At 71.8% G+C, this 13,003-nt stretch carries 15 protein-coding genes; 10 read left to right on the forward strand and 5 right to left on the reverse strand.

Going from position 1 to position 13,003, the window contains the following annotated elements; all coding sequences use genetic code 11:
* Positions 1–188: 188 nt before the first annotated feature.
* The 4 genes from ACFWA7_RS17905 (at position 189) to ACFWA7_RS17920 (ending at position 3,591) form a co-directional block, all read left to right on the forward strand.
* Positions 189–647: an RrF2 family transcriptional regulator gene (locus ACFWA7_RS17905; RefSeq protein ID WP_385534148.1), complete on the forward strand. Its 459-nt coding sequence runs from the start codon at positions 189–191 to the stop codon at positions 645–647.
* A 78-nt stretch (positions 648–725) separates the two neighbouring features.
* A complete protein-coding gene (locus tag ACFWA7_RS17910; protein WP_385823801.1) occupies positions 726–1,925 on the forward strand; it encodes a globin domain-containing protein in 1,200 nt (399 codons plus the stop codon).
* 150 nt (positions 1,926–2,075) lie between these two features.
* Complete coding sequence (locus tag ACFWA7_RS17915) at positions 2,076–2,666, forward strand: N-acetylmuramoyl-L-alanine amidase (protein ID WP_385534142.1); 591 nt, start codon at positions 2,076–2,078, stop codon at positions 2,664–2,666.
* 22 nt (positions 2,667–2,688) lie between these two features.
* The gene (locus ACFWA7_RS17920) at positions 2,689–3,591 is read left to right on the forward strand and encodes a 1-aminocyclopropane-1-carboxylate deaminase/D-cysteine desulfhydrase (protein ID WP_385823802.1); all 903 of its coding nucleotides are present in this window, start codon (positions 2,689–2,691) and stop codon (positions 3,589–3,591) included.
* Between the two features lie 3 nt (positions 3,592–3,594).
* On the opposite strand, the gene ACFWA7_RS17925 is transcribed toward ACFWA7_RS17920, so the two are convergent.
* Complete coding sequence (locus ACFWA7_RS17925) at positions 3,595–5,193, reverse strand: Na+/H+ antiporter (protein ID WP_385534136.1); 1,599 nt, start codon at positions 5,191–5,193, stop codon at positions 3,595–3,597.
* Positions 5,194–5,233: 40 nt separating this feature from the next.
* Here ACFWA7_RS17925 and ACFWA7_RS17930 point away from each other — a divergent pair, with 40 nt between their 5' ends.
* The 3 genes from ACFWA7_RS17930 (at position 5,234) to ACFWA7_RS17940 (ending at position 7,171) form a co-directional block, all read left to right on the forward strand.
* Positions 5,234–5,494, forward strand: coding sequence for a UBP-type zinc finger domain-containing protein (locus tag ACFWA7_RS17930; RefSeq protein ID WP_385534134.1), 261 nt, complete (start codon positions 5,234–5,236; stop codon positions 5,492–5,494).
* Between the two features lie 304 nt (positions 5,495–5,798).
* Complete coding sequence (locus ACFWA7_RS17935; RefSeq protein WP_003966375.1) at positions 5,799–6,212, forward strand: anti-sigma regulatory factor; 414 nt, start codon at positions 5,799–5,801, stop codon at positions 6,210–6,212.
* A gap of 53 nt (positions 6,213–6,265) precedes the next feature.
* Positions 6,266–7,171 (forward strand): RNA polymerase sigma factor SigF, encoded by a 906-nt coding sequence (locus ACFWA7_RS17940; RefSeq protein ID WP_385534255.1) that lies wholly within the window; start codon positions 6,266–6,268, stop codon positions 7,169–7,171.
* Between the two features lie 68 nt (positions 7,172–7,239).
* On the opposite strand, the gene ACFWA7_RS17945 is transcribed toward ACFWA7_RS17940, so the two are convergent.
* Positions 7,240–7,695 (reverse strand): hypothetical protein, encoded by a 456-nt coding sequence (locus ACFWA7_RS17945; RefSeq protein ID WP_385534131.1) that lies wholly within the window; start codon positions 7,693–7,695, stop codon positions 7,240–7,242.
* 93 nt (positions 7,696–7,788) lie between these two features.
* On the opposite strand from ACFWA7_RS17945, the gene ACFWA7_RS17950 reads away from it, so the two are divergent.
* Both ACFWA7_RS17950 and ACFWA7_RS17955 read left to right on the forward strand, forming a co-directional pair.
* Positions 7,789–8,757 (forward strand): diacylglycerol/lipid kinase family protein, encoded by a 969-nt coding sequence (locus tag ACFWA7_RS17950; protein WP_385823804.1) that lies wholly within the window; start codon positions 7,789–7,791, stop codon positions 8,755–8,757.
* Positions 8,758–9,072: 315 nt separating this feature from the next.
* Complete coding sequence (locus ACFWA7_RS17955) at positions 9,073–9,330, forward strand: WhiB family transcriptional regulator (protein ID WP_004937597.1); 258 nt, start codon at positions 9,073–9,075, stop codon at positions 9,328–9,330.
* Between the two features lie 157 nt (positions 9,331–9,487).
* Here ACFWA7_RS17955 and ACFWA7_RS17960 read toward each other — a convergent pair whose 3' ends face one another.
* Together ACFWA7_RS17960 and ACFWA7_RS17965 are read right to left on the reverse strand one after the other, a co-directional pair.
* Positions 9,488–10,954 carry a sensor histidine kinase gene (locus ACFWA7_RS17960; protein ID WP_385823814.1) on the reverse strand — a complete coding sequence of 489 codons (1,467 nt, stop codon included), beginning with the start codon at positions 10,952–10,954 and terminating at the stop codon, positions 9,488–9,490.
* Positions 10,955–11,248: 294 nt separating this feature from the next.
* Positions 11,249–11,851 (reverse strand): TetR/AcrR family transcriptional regulator, encoded by a 603-nt coding sequence (locus ACFWA7_RS17965; RefSeq protein ID WP_385823806.1) that lies wholly within the window; start codon positions 11,849–11,851, stop codon positions 11,249–11,251.
* A 92-nt stretch (positions 11,852–11,943) separates the two neighbouring features.
* Here ACFWA7_RS17965 and ACFWA7_RS17970 point away from each other — a divergent pair, with 92 nt between their 5' ends.
* Complete coding sequence (locus tag ACFWA7_RS17970; protein ID WP_385534122.1) at positions 11,944–12,696, forward strand: SDR family oxidoreductase; 753 nt, start codon at positions 11,944–11,946, stop codon at positions 12,694–12,696.
* 98 nt (positions 12,697–12,794) lie between these two features.
* On the opposite strand, the gene ACFWA7_RS17975 is transcribed toward ACFWA7_RS17970, so the two are convergent.
* A partial coding sequence (locus tag ACFWA7_RS17975; RefSeq protein WP_385823808.1) for a hypothetical protein occupies positions 12,795–13,003 on the reverse strand: 209 nt, incomplete at its 5' end.

Below are 13,003 nucleotides of genomic sequence, written 5' to 3' on the forward strand. Positions count from 1 at the left end.
CTCTCGATCTTCCGATCATGAGCTGACCTGCGCGAGCAGCCTTCCAGCACGGACCGTGCGCGCGCCATTACACAAATGAGTGGGACTAGAACGGTGTTCGGCGGGGCAGGTTGCGCTCTCCCCCCGGGGCAACCTGCGGTTCCGGCCATAAATTTGCACGCCATATGCAAGTTATCTAGGCTGACGCCATGCGGCTGACGAGATTCACGGACCTGGCACTTCGCGTACTGATGCGCCTGGCCGTCGCCGACGAGGGCGACCGGGAAGCCCCGCCCACCACCCGCGAGGTGGCCGAGACCATGCGGGTGCCCTATACGCACACCGCGAAGGTGGTCGCCAGGCTCCAGCACCTCGGCCTGGTCGAGGCGCGGCGCGGTCGCGGCGGCGGGCTCGCGCTCACTCCGGCGGGCCGCCGGGCGTCGGTCGGCGGCCTGGTCCGCGAACTGGAGGGGCCCGGGGACGTGGTCGAGTGCGAGGGGGCCGTCCCGTGCCCGCTGAACTCGGCGTGCCGGCTGCGCGGGGCGCTGCGCCGCGCCCAGGAGGCGTTCTACGCCTCCCTGGACCCCCTCACCGTCACCGACCTCGTCACCTCGCCCACGGGCCCGCTGCTCATCGGGCTCACGGGCGGGCGCCGGACGGGCGACTGAGACACCGCCGCCCCGCCCGGGGGTCCCGCTTCACAGCCAAAAATTCGAGTCTTAGATTCCAATTAAAGAGGAGTCCCCTTGCTGTCCGAGAAGTCGGCCGCGACCGTACGCGCCACCCTGCCCGCCGTCGGCGCGGCCCTGCCCGCCATCACCGAGCGGTTCTACGCACGGCTGTTCGCGGCCCACCCCGAGCTGACGCGCGACCTGTTCAACCGGGGCAACCAGGCCGCCGGAGTCCAGCGGCAGGCGCTCGCCGGGTCCATCGCGGCCTTCGCGGTCCACCTCCTGGACCATCCGGACGAGCGCCCCGACGTGATGCTGGGCCGCATCGCCCACAAGCACGCCTCGCTGGGCATCACGGCCGAGCAGTACGACGTGGTCCACGAGCACCTCTTCGCCGCCATCGTCGAGGTGCTCGGCGAGGCCGTCACGCCCGAGGTCGCCGCCGCCTGGGACGAGGTGTACTGGCTGATGGCGAACGCCCTGATCGCCATCGAGGCCCGGCTCTACGCCGAGCGGGGCGTCGCCGCCGGGGACGTGTGGCGCGAGTGGGCCGTCGAGGGCCGCGTCGAGGAGACGGCGGATGTGGCCACGTTCCTGCTGCGGCCCGCCGACGGCGCTCCGGCGCCCGGCTTCCGCCCCGGACAGTACGTCTCCGTCCAGGTCGAACTCCCCGACGGCGCCCGCCAGATACGCCAGTACAGCCTCAGCTCCGCCCCCGGCTCCGCCACCCGCTCGATCACGGTCAAGCGGGTCCGGGGCGAGGGCGGGAGCCCCGACGGAGAGGTCTCCCTCCACCTGCACGCACGCGTGCAGGTGGGCGACCGGCTGCGCGTCTCGGCCCCGTACGGCGATCTCGTTCTCGACGACAGCGGGGCACCGCTGCTGCTCGCCTCGGCGGGGATCGGCTGCACCCCGATGCTGTCGATGCTGGAGCACCTGGCCGACGCCGGTCACCGCGCCCCGGTGACCGTGGTGCACGGCGACCGCTCCCCCGCCGACCACGCCCTGCGCAAGGACCACGCGGCGCTGACGGCCAAACTCCCGGACTCCGCGGCGCACTTCTGGTACGAGCGGCCCGGATCCGGCCATCCCGTCTGCCGTACGGGCCTGGTGGACCTCTCCTCGGTCGCGGTGCCGTCGGGTACGCGCGCGTACCTGTGCGGTCCGCTGCCCTTCATGCGGGCGGTGCGCACCCAGCTCCTCGACAAGGGGGTCGCGGCCGCCGACATCCACTACGAGGTGTTCGGCCCCGACCTCTGGCTCGCCCACGACTGACCGTAATCGGGCGATCTGTCCGGATCGGCTCGCACGCTGTCCGAACAGATCGCCCCGGTACGGAAGTTCCGGTACAAGCGGTAGGGGATATTCCGCCTGAACCGCACCAGGTACCGCAATCCGGGGTACCGCTCATCGAAGGAGTCGGCCATGGCCCCACCCATGTCGGCTGACCAGTTCCTCTCCGCCCTGCGCGCCGAAGGCCTCCGGGTCGTCGAGGTCGACGGCTGGCGCACCCACAACCGGGCCGGGCACGGTGCCTGGGGCCCGCTCAACGGCGTGATGATCCATCACACCGTCACCCAGGGATCCGATGCCACCGTTCGCATCTGCTACGACGGCTACGACAGCCTGCCCGGCCCGCTCTGCCACGGCGTGATCACCAAGGACGGCACGGTCCACCTGGTCGGCAACGGCCGCGCCAACCACGCGGGCGCGGGCGACGGCGACGTCCTGCGCGCGGTGATCGCCGAGAAACGCCTGCCGCCCTGCGACGAGGCCGACACCGACGGCAACGCGCGCTTCTACGGGTTCGAGTGCGAGAACCTGGGCGACGGTGAAGACCCCTGGCCGGAGGCCCAGCTCCTGGCGATCGAGAAGGCCGCGGCGGCCGTCTGCCGCCACTGCGGCTGGACCGAGCGGTCGGTGATCGGCCACAAGGAGTGGCAGCCCGGCAAGGTCGACCCGCGGGGCTTCGGCATGGACCGGATGCGGGAGCGGATCCGGGAACGCCTGAAGTGAGGGCGCCGGTCACAATGGACAGATGACCGAAGAAGCGCTCGACCTCACCGCCGCCCTGCAGCCGCGCATCCCTTCGCCTCTGCAACCGGTCGAGGACGAGCGCTTCACCCGCCACGGCGTCCGCCTGCTGCTCAAGCGCGACGACCTCATCCACCCGGCCCTGCCGGGCAACAAATGGCGCAAGCTCGCGCTGAACCTGCGCGAGGCGGCCGGGCGGCCGGTGCTGACCTTCGGCGGCGCCTACTCCAACCATCTGCGCGCCACCGCCGCCGCGGGCCGTCTCCTCGGCTTCCCCACCGTCGGCGTGGTCCGCGGCGACGAGCTCGCGCACCGGCCCCTCAACCCGTCGCTCGCCCGGTGCGCGGCGGACGGCATGCGACTGCACTTCGTGGACCGCGCGACCTACCGGCGCAAGGCCGAGCCGGAGGTGCTGGCCGCGCTGCGCGAGCGCTTCGGCGGCGCCGCGTACGTCGTCCCGGAGGGCGGCAGCAACTCCCACGCCGTGCGCGGGTGCACGGACCTCGGGCGCGAACTGCACGGCCTCGCCGACGTGGTGGCGGTTGCCTGCGGCACCGGCGGCACCCTCGCCGGCCTCGCCGCCGGCCTCGCCCCGGGACAGCGGGCCCTCGGGTTCCCGGTGCTGCGGGGCGGGTTCCTCGCGCGCGAGATACGCGAGTTGCAACGCCAGACCTTCGGGGCGGCCGGGGACAACTGGTCCCTGGACGAGCGCTTCCACTGCGGCGGGTACGCCCGTACCACCCCCGAACTCGACGCCTTCGCGGACGACTTCGAGGCCCTCCACCAGCTGCCCGTGGAACGTCTCTATGTCGCCAAAATGCTGTACGGGCTGCTGACCCTCGCCGAGGAGGGCGCGTTCCCCGAGGGGGCGGCGGTCGCGGCCGTCGTCACCGGGCAGCCGCTCTAGTCGTCACGACTCGCTCTCCCGGTACGCCGCCGCCTCCTCCAGATCGAGTCTGCGCAGCAGCGTCCGCAGCATCTCGTCGTCGATCCGGCGCGCGTCCCGCAACTGGACGAACACCTCGCGCTCGGCGCCGATCATCTCCCGCGACAGCCTGCGGTAAGTGGTGTCGGCCGACTCGCCGGTCACCGCGTTCACCCCGCCGAGCCGCTCCCACACGGAGTTGCGGCGCCGCTCCAGGACCGTGCGCAGCCGGTCGGCCAGCGGCGGCGGCAGCGCGTTGGCCTCGTCGGCCAGGAGCTCGTCCAGACGGCGCTCGGCGGCCAGCGAGGCCTCGTTCTGGGCCTGCGCCTCGGCCAGCGTCTCGGCCCGCGCGTCCCGGCCCGGCAGCTTGAGCGCCCGGATCAGCGGCGGCAGCGTCAGCCCCTGCACCACCAGGGTGGCGATGACCGTGGTGAACGTCAGGAAGAGCACCAGGTTGCGGGCCGGGAAGGGGCTGCCGTCGTGCATGGTCAGCGGGATCGAGAAGGCGATGGCGAGCGAGACCACCCCGCGCATCCCCGCCCACCCCACGATCACCGGCGCCGTCCAGTCGGTGTCGGGCTCGCGCGTGCGGATCCGCTCCGAGAGCGCCCTCGGCAGATAGGTCGCGGGGAAGACCCAGACGAACCGCATCGCGACGACCGCGGCGAAGACCCCGGTCGCGTACAGCACCGCCTCCGCCACCCGGTACTCGCCGAGCCCCTTGAGGACCACCGGCAGCTGGAGCCCGATCAGCGCGAACACCGACGACTCCAGGACGAAGGCGACCATCTTCCAGACCGCCGCCTCCTGGAGCCGGGTCGCGAAGTCCACCTGCCAGGAGCGGTGGCCCAGATGCAGCGCGACGACCACCACCGCGAGCACCCCGGACGCCCCGACCTGCTCGGCCGCCGCGTACGCCACGAACGGGATGAGCAGCGAGAGCGTGTTCTGGAGCAGCGCCTCCGTCAGATGCGTGCGCAGCCACTGGATCGGCACCATCAGGACGAGCCCGATCCCGATCCCGCCGAGGGAGGCGAGGGCGAACTCCCCTGCCCCGCCGGCCCAGGTCGCCCCCTCCCCGACCGCGGCCGCGAGCGCCACCTTGTACGCGGTGATCGCGGTCGCGTCGTTCACCAGCGACTCGCCCTGAAGGATCGTGGTGATCCGGCTCGGCAGGCCGAGGCGGCGGGCGATGGCGGTGGCCGCGACCGCGTCCGGCGGCGCGACCACCGCGCCGAGCACCAGCGCGGCGGTGAGCGGCAGATCGGGCACCACGAGATAGGCGAGCCAGCCCACGGCCACGGTCGCGAACAGGACGTAGCCGACCGAGAGCAGCGCGACGGGCCGCAGATTGGCCCGCAGATCGAGGTACGAGCTGTCGACGGCGGCCGTGTACAGCAGGGGCGGCAGCAGCAGGGGCAGCACGATGTGCGGATCGAGCGTGTAGTCCGGGACGCCCGGCACATAGGCGGCGGCAAGGCCCGCCGCCACAAGGAGCAGCGGGGCCGGGACCGGGGTGCGGCGGGCGACCCCGGCCACCACCGCGCTCCCGGCGACCAGTGCCACCAGCGGCAACGCGTCCATCCCAGCCACCTCACACCCGGACCGTCGTAACCTGGCAATCATGAGCGAGTGCCCGCACGTTGCCGAACTGCCGCGCCCCGAGCCCGCGCCGCTGACGGAGACCTGCCCGCGGTGCCTGGACGCCGGGACCCACTACGTACAGCTGCGGCAGTGTCTCGTCTGCGGCTATGTGGGCTGCTGCGACTCCTCGCCGATGCGGCACGCGACCGCCCACCACCAGGAGACCGGGCACCCGGTGATGCGCACCCTGGAGGCGGGCGAGGACTGGCGCTGGTGCTTTGTGGACAACGTACTGGTGTGACGCGGGAGGCCGGGAGGATCCGGACGGTTCGACGGTCTCCGGCCTGGGTACGTCAACCCGGCGTCGGTTCACAGCAATTGGGCACCGCACACCTCTAGCCACTGTCCGTGCTCATATGCTTACCATGAGTGACACCTGTCGGGAGGGGTCCCGGCGACACGGCACCATGGATCGCGATAGCGTCGCCCTTCCGAGCACCACGATCGCGTGGACGACGGACGATCACCGCATTACGTACCGCATGGCCCCGGAGGCGTCCCCTCCGCCGGGGCCCGAGAGAGCTTGTGCCACCTTGGAGGTGAGGGTGTCCCAGATCGCAGGCGAGCCCGGGAATCAGGACTTCGTGGAAGTCCGGCTGCCGGCCGCGGGTGCCTACCTGTCAGTGCTGCGTACGGCCACGGCCGGCCTCGCGGCACGTTTGGACTTCACTCTCGACGAGATCGAGGATCTGCGCATCGCGGTCGACGAGGCCTGCGCGATCCTGCTTCAGCAGGCCGTTCCCGGCTCCGTACTGAGCTGCGTCTTCCGTCTCGTCGACGACTCCCTGGAGGTCACGGTCTCGGCCCCGACCACGGACGGCCGGGCGCCCGAGCGCGACACCTTCGCCTGGACGGTGCTCTCCGCGCTCGCCGGCAAGGTCGACTCCACGGTCGCCGACGACCGTACGGTCTCCATCAGCCTGTACAAACAGCGCGGCGCGGGACCCGGACCGGCGTGAGCGGGGACGGTCCGGTGCGGGACGACAGACGCATCCCCGAGACGCACCCGGAGATGCCGCGCTCCGTCGGTATTCCGGAGCAGCAGGCCCGGCCGCACCCGGTGGACGGACTTGACGGCCCAGAGGCCGTGGCGGAGCAGACGCGGCAGGCAGAGCGGGCGGCCCACATGAGCGAGCACATCGAGCACACGCAGCAGCACCATCCGCAGGACCGCAGCGGGGCGCGGGCGATGTTCATCGAGCTGCGCAAACTCCCGGACGGCTCGCCGGAGAAGGCCGAGCTGCGCAACAAGCTGGTCCGGATGCACCTCCCGCTGGTCGAGCACCTGGCCCGGCGGTTCCGCAACCGCGGCGAGCCGCTGGACGACCTGACCCAGGTCGCCACCATCGGCCTGATCAAGTCGGTGGACCGGTTCGACCCGGAGCGCGGCGTCGAGTTCTCGACGTACGCGACCCCGACGGTCGTCGGCGAGATCAAGCGGCACTTCCGCGACAAGGGCTGGGCGGTCCGGGTGCCGCGCCGCCTCCAGGAGCTGCGCCTGGCCCTCACCACGGCCACGGCGGAGCTCTCCCAGCAGCACGGCCGCTCGCCCACGGTGCACGAGCTGGCGGAGCGCCTGGGCATCTCCGAGGAGGAGGTCCTGGAGGGCCTGGAGTCCGCGAACGCGTACTCCACGCTGTCGCTGGACGTCCCGGACACCGACGACGAGTCCCCGGCGGTCGCCGACACCCTCGGCGCGGAGGACGAGGCGCTGGAGGGCGTCGAGTACCGGGAGTCGCTCAAGCCGCTCCTGGAGGACCTGCCGCCGCGCGAGAAGCGGATCCTGCTGCTGCGCTTCTTCGGGAACATGACCCAGTCGCAGATCGCGCAGGAGGTCGGCATCTCCCAGATGCACGTCTCCCGGCTGCTGGCCAGGACCCTGGCCCAGCTGCGGGAGAAGCTGCTGGTGGAGGAGTAGGACGCGTCACACGCCGGAGGGCCGGGCGCTCCGGGCCACAAGCCCACGGCGCCGGGTGCCCCGCCGGACTACGGCGTACGCGTCCCGCCCGCCCCGCGCACGTCGAGCGCCTCCGCGGTGGCCGGGTTGACCAGCAGGACCAGGCCGGTCACCGCGAGCACGGCCATGGCGATGCCCACCGGGATCGCCGGCCCGTCCGCGTGCAGGAACATCCAGGCGACCGGCAGCGCCAGGATCTGGGTGATCAGCGCGGGCCCCCGGCTCCAGCGGCGCCGCAGCAGCAGCCCGCGCGCCGCGACCAGCGGGATGATCCCGAGGACGATCAGCGTCACGCCGCCCGTCTCGGCCTGCCGCGGCTGGTCGGGCTTGCCCATCAGTCCCATCACGAGCATGAAGAGGCCGCCGCCGACCAGGGCGAGGCCCTCGATCGCGGCGATCGCTGCGGCCTGGGTCAGCCGGACGGGGCGCGGCCCTTCAGGGGTGCCGGCGCCGCTCTCGCTGTCAGGGTGCTGCTCAGTACTCACCCCAGCAGGGTAGCCCTCGGCAGGGCCCGTTCCCGGGCCGGGGAGAGGGGGCTGGACTGTGCCCGGTACCACCCGGTAGGTACTCTGGCGCCCATGCGTGCACTTCTCGTGGTCAACCCGGCGGCTACCACCACCAGTGCCCGCACCCGTGATGTCCTCATCCACGCGCTGGCCAGCGAGATGAAGCTGGAGGCCGTGACCACGGAGTACCGGGGGCACGCCCGCGACCTCGGGCGGCGGGCGGCGGAGAGCAGCGACATCGACCTGGTCGTGGCGCTCGGCGGCGACGGCACGGTCAACGAGGTCGTCAACGGTCTGCTGCACAACGGCCCCGACCCGGAGAGCCTGCCGAGCTTCGCGGTGGTCCCCGGCGGCTCCACCAATGTCTTCGCCCGCGCGGTCGGACTGCCCAACGAACCCGTCGAGGCGACCGGCATACTGCTCGACGCCCTGCGCGAGGGACGTGGCCGCACGGTGAGTCTCGGCCTGGCGGCGGGCACCCCGGGCAGTGAGGACGAGGGCGTCCCGGACCGCTGGTTCACGTTCTGCGCCGGATTGGGGTTCGACGCCGGGGTCGTCGGCCGGGTCGAACAGCAGCGGGAACGCGGCAGACGCTCCACACACAGCCTCTACATCCGCCAGGTGGCCCGCCAGTTCTTCGCCGAGCAGCACCGGCGGCACGGAACGATCACCCTGGAGCGGCCCGGCCACGACCCGGTCGAGGAGCTGGTGATGTCGATAGTCTGCAACACCTCTCCCTGGACCTACCTGGGCAATCGCCCGGTGTACGCGGCACCGGAGGCGTCCTTCGAGACGGCCCTGGACGTGCTCTCCCTCTCCAGGCTCTCGACCACGGCGGCGGCCCGTTATGCCACCCAGCTGCTGACCTCGACCCCCGAGAAGGGTCCACACGGCAAGCACGCGGTTTCACAGCATGACCTCACGGACTTCACCTTGCATTCCAAGGCCCCGCTGCCCTTCCAGATGGACGGCGACCACCTGGGTCTGCGTACCAGCGTGACGTTCACAGGCGTACGCCGTGCACTGCGTGTGATTGTGTGAGTGGAAGGGCCGAAAGTCCTTTAACTCGAACGTTTGGGCCAGGCCCCACCCCATAGAAGTACGACTGTGACCCAGTCGACACCGAGGAATCAAAAAAAACTTTCCTGAAGGGGTTGTATCCGCCGCCGAGGTTTGCGAATCTCTACATGGCGATCGGGACGGCCCGCAACACCGGCCTCCGTGAGAGCCAGAACCCCTCCTCAACTCAGGACCACAACCAGTCCAACTGGAAGTCGGCCCTTCCCTTGCGGGGGGATTCGTGAAAGCGTTCACATTCACAAGCACCCATACGCATCACCAAGAGAGGTAGCAGCCATGGACTGGCGTCACAACGCCGTTTGTCGTGAGGAAGACCCCGAGCTGTTCTTCCCCATCGGCAACACCGGTCCTGCGCTGCTGCAGATCGAGGAAGCCAAGGCCGTCTGCCGCCGCTGCCCCGTCATGGAGCAGTGCCTGCAGTGGGCGCTTGAGTCCGGCCAGGACTCCGGCGTCTGGGGTGGCCTCAGCGAGGACGAGCGCCGCGCGATGAAGCGCCGTGCCGCTCGCAACCGGGCGCGCAACGCGACCGCCTGATCCCCCCTCCTGCCTAGGCCGGCGCGGCGCGTACAGCGAGTACGCACTCACCGCCCCCCGAGCCGCAGCGCGCAGAAGTAACCCACAGCATTCGAGCCCTGGACCGTTCGCGGTCCGGGGCTCGCTGCTGTCTGTGCCTGTTCTGTAGGCGTACGGGTTACTTGTCCGCCCGCACCGGTACGTCGAGCACCACCTGGGTGCCCCGCTCCGGCGCCGCCACCATGTCGAAGGCGCCGCCCAGCTCGCCCTCGACCAGGGTGCGGACGATCTGGAGGCCGAGGTTCCCGGCCTTCTTCGGGTCGAACCCCTCGGGCAGCCCCCGGCCGTCGTCGCGCACGGTGATCAGCAGCCGGGCGTCGTCGCGCGTGCCGCCGCGTACCGCCGAGACCTCCACCGTGCCCTGCTCCCCCTGGGCGAAGGCGTGTTCGAGGGCGTTCTGCAGCACCTCGGTCAGCACCATCGCCAGCGGAGTGGCGACCTCGGCGTCCAGGATGCCGAACCGGCCCGTACGGCGGCAGCTGACCTTGCCCGGGGAGATCTCCGCCACCATCGCGAGCACCCGGTCCGCGATCTCGTCGAACTCGACGCGCTCGTCCAGGTTCTGCGAGAGCGTCTCGTGCACGATCGCGATCGAGCCGACCCGCCGCACCGCCTCGTTCAGCGCCTCGCGCCCCTCCTCGGAGTCGATCCGCCGGGCCTGTAGGCGCAGCAGGGCCGCGACCGTCTGGAGGTTGTTCTTCACCCGGTGGTGGATCTCCCGGATGGTGGCGTCCTTGGTGATCAACTCGCGCTCGCGGCGGCGCAGTTCGGTGACGTCCCGCAGCAGGACGAGCGAACCGATGCGGGTGCCCTTGGGCTTGAGCGGGATCGCCCGCAGCTGGATCACCCCGCCGCTGCCCTCGACCTCGGTCTCGCGCGGGGCGTAGCCGCTGGCCAGCTTGGCGATGGCCTCGTCCACCGGGCCGCGCGAGGGCGCGAGTTGGGCGGTGAGCTCACCGAGGTGCTGGCCGACCAGATCGGAGGCGAGCCCGAGGTGGTGGTACGCGGAGAGGGCGTTGGGCGAGGCGTACTGGACGACGCCGTCCGCGTCCAGCCTGATCAGCCCGTCGCCGGCGCGCGGCGAGGCGTCCATGTCGACCTGCTGCCCCGGGAAGGGGAAGGACCCGGCGGCGATCATCTGCGCCAGGTCGGAGGCGGACTGGAGATAGGTGAGCTCCAGGCGGGAGGGTGTACGCACAGTGAGCAGATTGGTGTTGCGCGCGATCACGCCGAGGACGCGGCCCTCCCTGCGCACGGGGATGGACTCGACCCGCACCGGCACCTCCTCGCGCCACTCCGGGTCGCCCTCGCGCACGATGCGGCCCTCGTCGAGCGCGGCGTCGAGCAGCGGGCGGCGGCCGCGCGGGACGAGATGGCCGACCATGTCGTCCTGGTAGGAGGTGGGGCCGGTGTTGGGCCGCATCTGCGCGACGGAGACGTACCGGCTGCCGTCCAGGGTGGGCACCCACAGCACGAGGTCGGCGAAGGAGAGGTCGGAGAGCAGCTGCCACTCCGAGACCAGCAGATGGAGCCACTCCAGGTCGGATTCACTGAGAGCGGTGTGCTGGCGTACGAGATCGTTCATGGAGGGCACGTCAGCGAGGGTACCCGCGCGGGCTACGGCGCCGGGTCGGGACCCTCGGCCCGTCCGGCACCGCAGCCCGGAACTGCCGGCCGACGGGTGTGCGGTGCCCCTCGGCCTTACGGGAGGTCCCCGGCGCTGTCAGGGCAGAGAGCGCCGCGTACCTCTGTCCGGCCTCCTGTGCGGGGAGGCCGGAGGCCTGCTCGGGCCATTGTGGACTAGACCATTCCTCATGTCCATCCGTTTACGGGCCCTGCTCCAGGCAGTGCCGAGCCTGCCACGAGCGGGGCCGCGGGGCTAGGGCTGTCCGTCCGGCCAGCCGCGCATGGCGCACTCGGCGACCGCGCTCAGGTCCGCCTCGCTCACCCCGTCCCTGGCCTGCGCGGACATGCCCTGGAACACCGCGGCGGTGTACCGGGCGAGCGCGCGGGCGTCGGTCCCCGGGGGCAGCCGCCCGGCCGCGACGTCGGCGGCGATCCGCCGCTCGAACTCCGCGATGTTGGCTTCGCGCTGCTCGCGCAGACCCTCTTCGACCTCGCGGGTGGCGCAGTTGACGGCGGCGCTGATGACCAGACACCCGTGCGGGCGGCCGGGGCGGGTGAACTCGGCCGCCGCCTCGCGCAGGATCCGCCCGATCGCCCCGCGCGCGGTCGGCTCCTCGGCGAGCGCGCGGACCATATAGGCCCCGTGCGTCTGCCCGTAGCCCCGCACGACCTCGTCGAAGAGGGCCTTCTTGTCGCCGAAGGCCGCGTACAGGCTGGGCGCCCCGATCCCCATGGCCCGGGTCAGATCGGCGACGGACGTCGCCTCGTAGCCGTGCTCCCAGAAGGCGAGGGTGGCCTGTTCGAGCGCCCGGGTCCGGTCGAAGGAGCGGGGGCGGCCGCGCTGTCCGGTGGTCATGGACGAATTCTATAGCGACCGCTAAATAATGTGCTACGTTCCCTTTCTGTAGCGACCGCTACAGAATTACATCCACGGGGAGGACGTACGCCATGGGCGCACTCACGGGCAGGACGGCGCTGGTCACGGGCGGCAGCCGGGGCATCGGCCGGGGCATCGCGGAGCGGCTTGGCCGGGACGGGGCGCGGGTCGCCGTCCACTACGGCAGCAACGCGGCGGCCGCCGAGGAGACGGTCGCCGCGATCGAGGCGGCCGGCGGCTCGGCCTTCGCCCTCGGTCAGGAACTCGGTGTCCCCGGCGACGCCGAGGCGCTGTGGGCGGCCTTCGACCGGCACGCCGACGGGGTGGACATCCTGGTCAACAACGCGGGCATCGGCACAGCCCGCGCGTTCGGGGAGATCGAGGAGGCGGAGTACGAGCGGCTGTTCGCGGTGAACACCAAGGCCCCGTTCTTCCTGGCCCGGCTCGGTCTGGAGCGGATGCGGGACGGCGGCCGGATCGTCAGCATCTCCTCCGGCGTCTCTCGGTCCGCGCTGCTGCCGGACCTGATGGCGTACGCGATGACCAAGGCCGCGCTCGATGTCCTCACCCGCGATCTGGCCAGGGTCGTGGGCAGCCGGGGCATCACGGTGAACTCGGTGGCGCCGGGCATCGTCGACACCGACGTCAACGCGGAGTGGCTGCGCGCGAGCGACGAGGCGTGGGCGGGCGCCGCGGCGATGTCGGCACTGGGGCGCGTCGGCACCCCCGCCGACATCGCGGACGTGGTGGCGTTCCTGGCCTCCGAGAACGGGCGCTGGGTGACGGGGCAGTGGGTGGACGCTACGGGCGGCTCGCTGCCGTAGGCGCAATGCGGGGCGGACGTGAACGCACGGCCGGTGACGCGGGCGTGCGGGCTGCGGCGCGGGTGCGGGCGTACGGCCGGTCGCGGCCCGGACCCGGATCAGTGCGTCTCGGTCACCTTCGCCAGGGCGCGGGCCGCGCGGCCGGTGACGCGGGCGTGCGGGCTGCGGCGCGGGTGCGGGCGTACGGCCGGTCGCGGCCCGGACCCGGATCGGTGCGTCTCGGTCACCTTCGCCAGGGCGCGGGGCCGCACGGCCGGTGACGCGGGCGTGCGGGCTGCGGCGCGGGTGCGGGCGTACGGCCGGTCGC

Source organism: Streptomyces sp. NPDC059994, from assembly GCF_042737755.1.
In the GTDB taxonomy this organism is placed as follows: domain Bacteria; phylum Actinomycetota; class Actinomycetes; order Streptomycetales; family Streptomycetaceae; genus Streptomyces.

Coding starts and splice junctions, on each gene's coding strand:
- ACFWA7_RS17905 (WP_385534148.1), top strand. CDS start 189: ATGCGGCTGACGAGATTCACGGACCTGGCACTTCGCGTACTGATGCGC.
- ACFWA7_RS17915 (WP_385534142.1), top strand. CDS start 2,076: ATGGCCCCACCCATGTCGGCTGACCAGTTCCTCTCCGCCCTGCGCGCC.
- ACFWA7_RS17920 (WP_385823802.1), top strand. CDS start 2,689: ATGACCGAAGAAGCGCTCGACCTCACCGCCGCCCTGCAGCCGCGCATC.
- ACFWA7_RS17925 (WP_385534136.1), bottom strand. CDS start 5,193: ATGGACGCGTTGCCGCTGGTGGCACTGGTCGCCGGGAGCGCGGTGGTG.
- ACFWA7_RS17930 (WP_385534134.1), top strand. CDS start 5,234: ATGAGCGAGTGCCCGCACGTTGCCGAACTGCCGCGCCCCGAGCCCGCG.
- ACFWA7_RS17940 (WP_385534255.1), top strand. CDS start 6,266: ATGCCGCGCTCCGTCGGTATTCCGGAGCAGCAGGCCCGGCCGCACCCG.
- ACFWA7_RS17950 (WP_385823804.1), top strand. CDS start 7,789: ATGCGTGCACTTCTCGTGGTCAACCCGGCGGCTACCACCACCAGTGCC.
- ACFWA7_RS17955 (WP_004937597.1), top strand. CDS start 9,073: ATGGACTGGCGTCACAACGCCGTTTGTCGTGAGGAAGACCCCGAGCTG.
- ACFWA7_RS17960 (WP_385823814.1), bottom strand. CDS start 10,954: ATGAACGATCTCGTACGCCAGCACACCGCTCTCAGTGAATCCGACCTG.
- ACFWA7_RS17965 (WP_385823806.1), bottom strand. CDS start 11,851: ATGACCACCGGACAGCGCGGCCGCCCCCGCTCCTTCGACCGGACCCGG.
- ACFWA7_RS17970 (WP_385534122.1), top strand. CDS start 11,944: ATGGGCGCACTCACGGGCAGGACGGCGCTGGTCACGGGCGGCAGCCGG.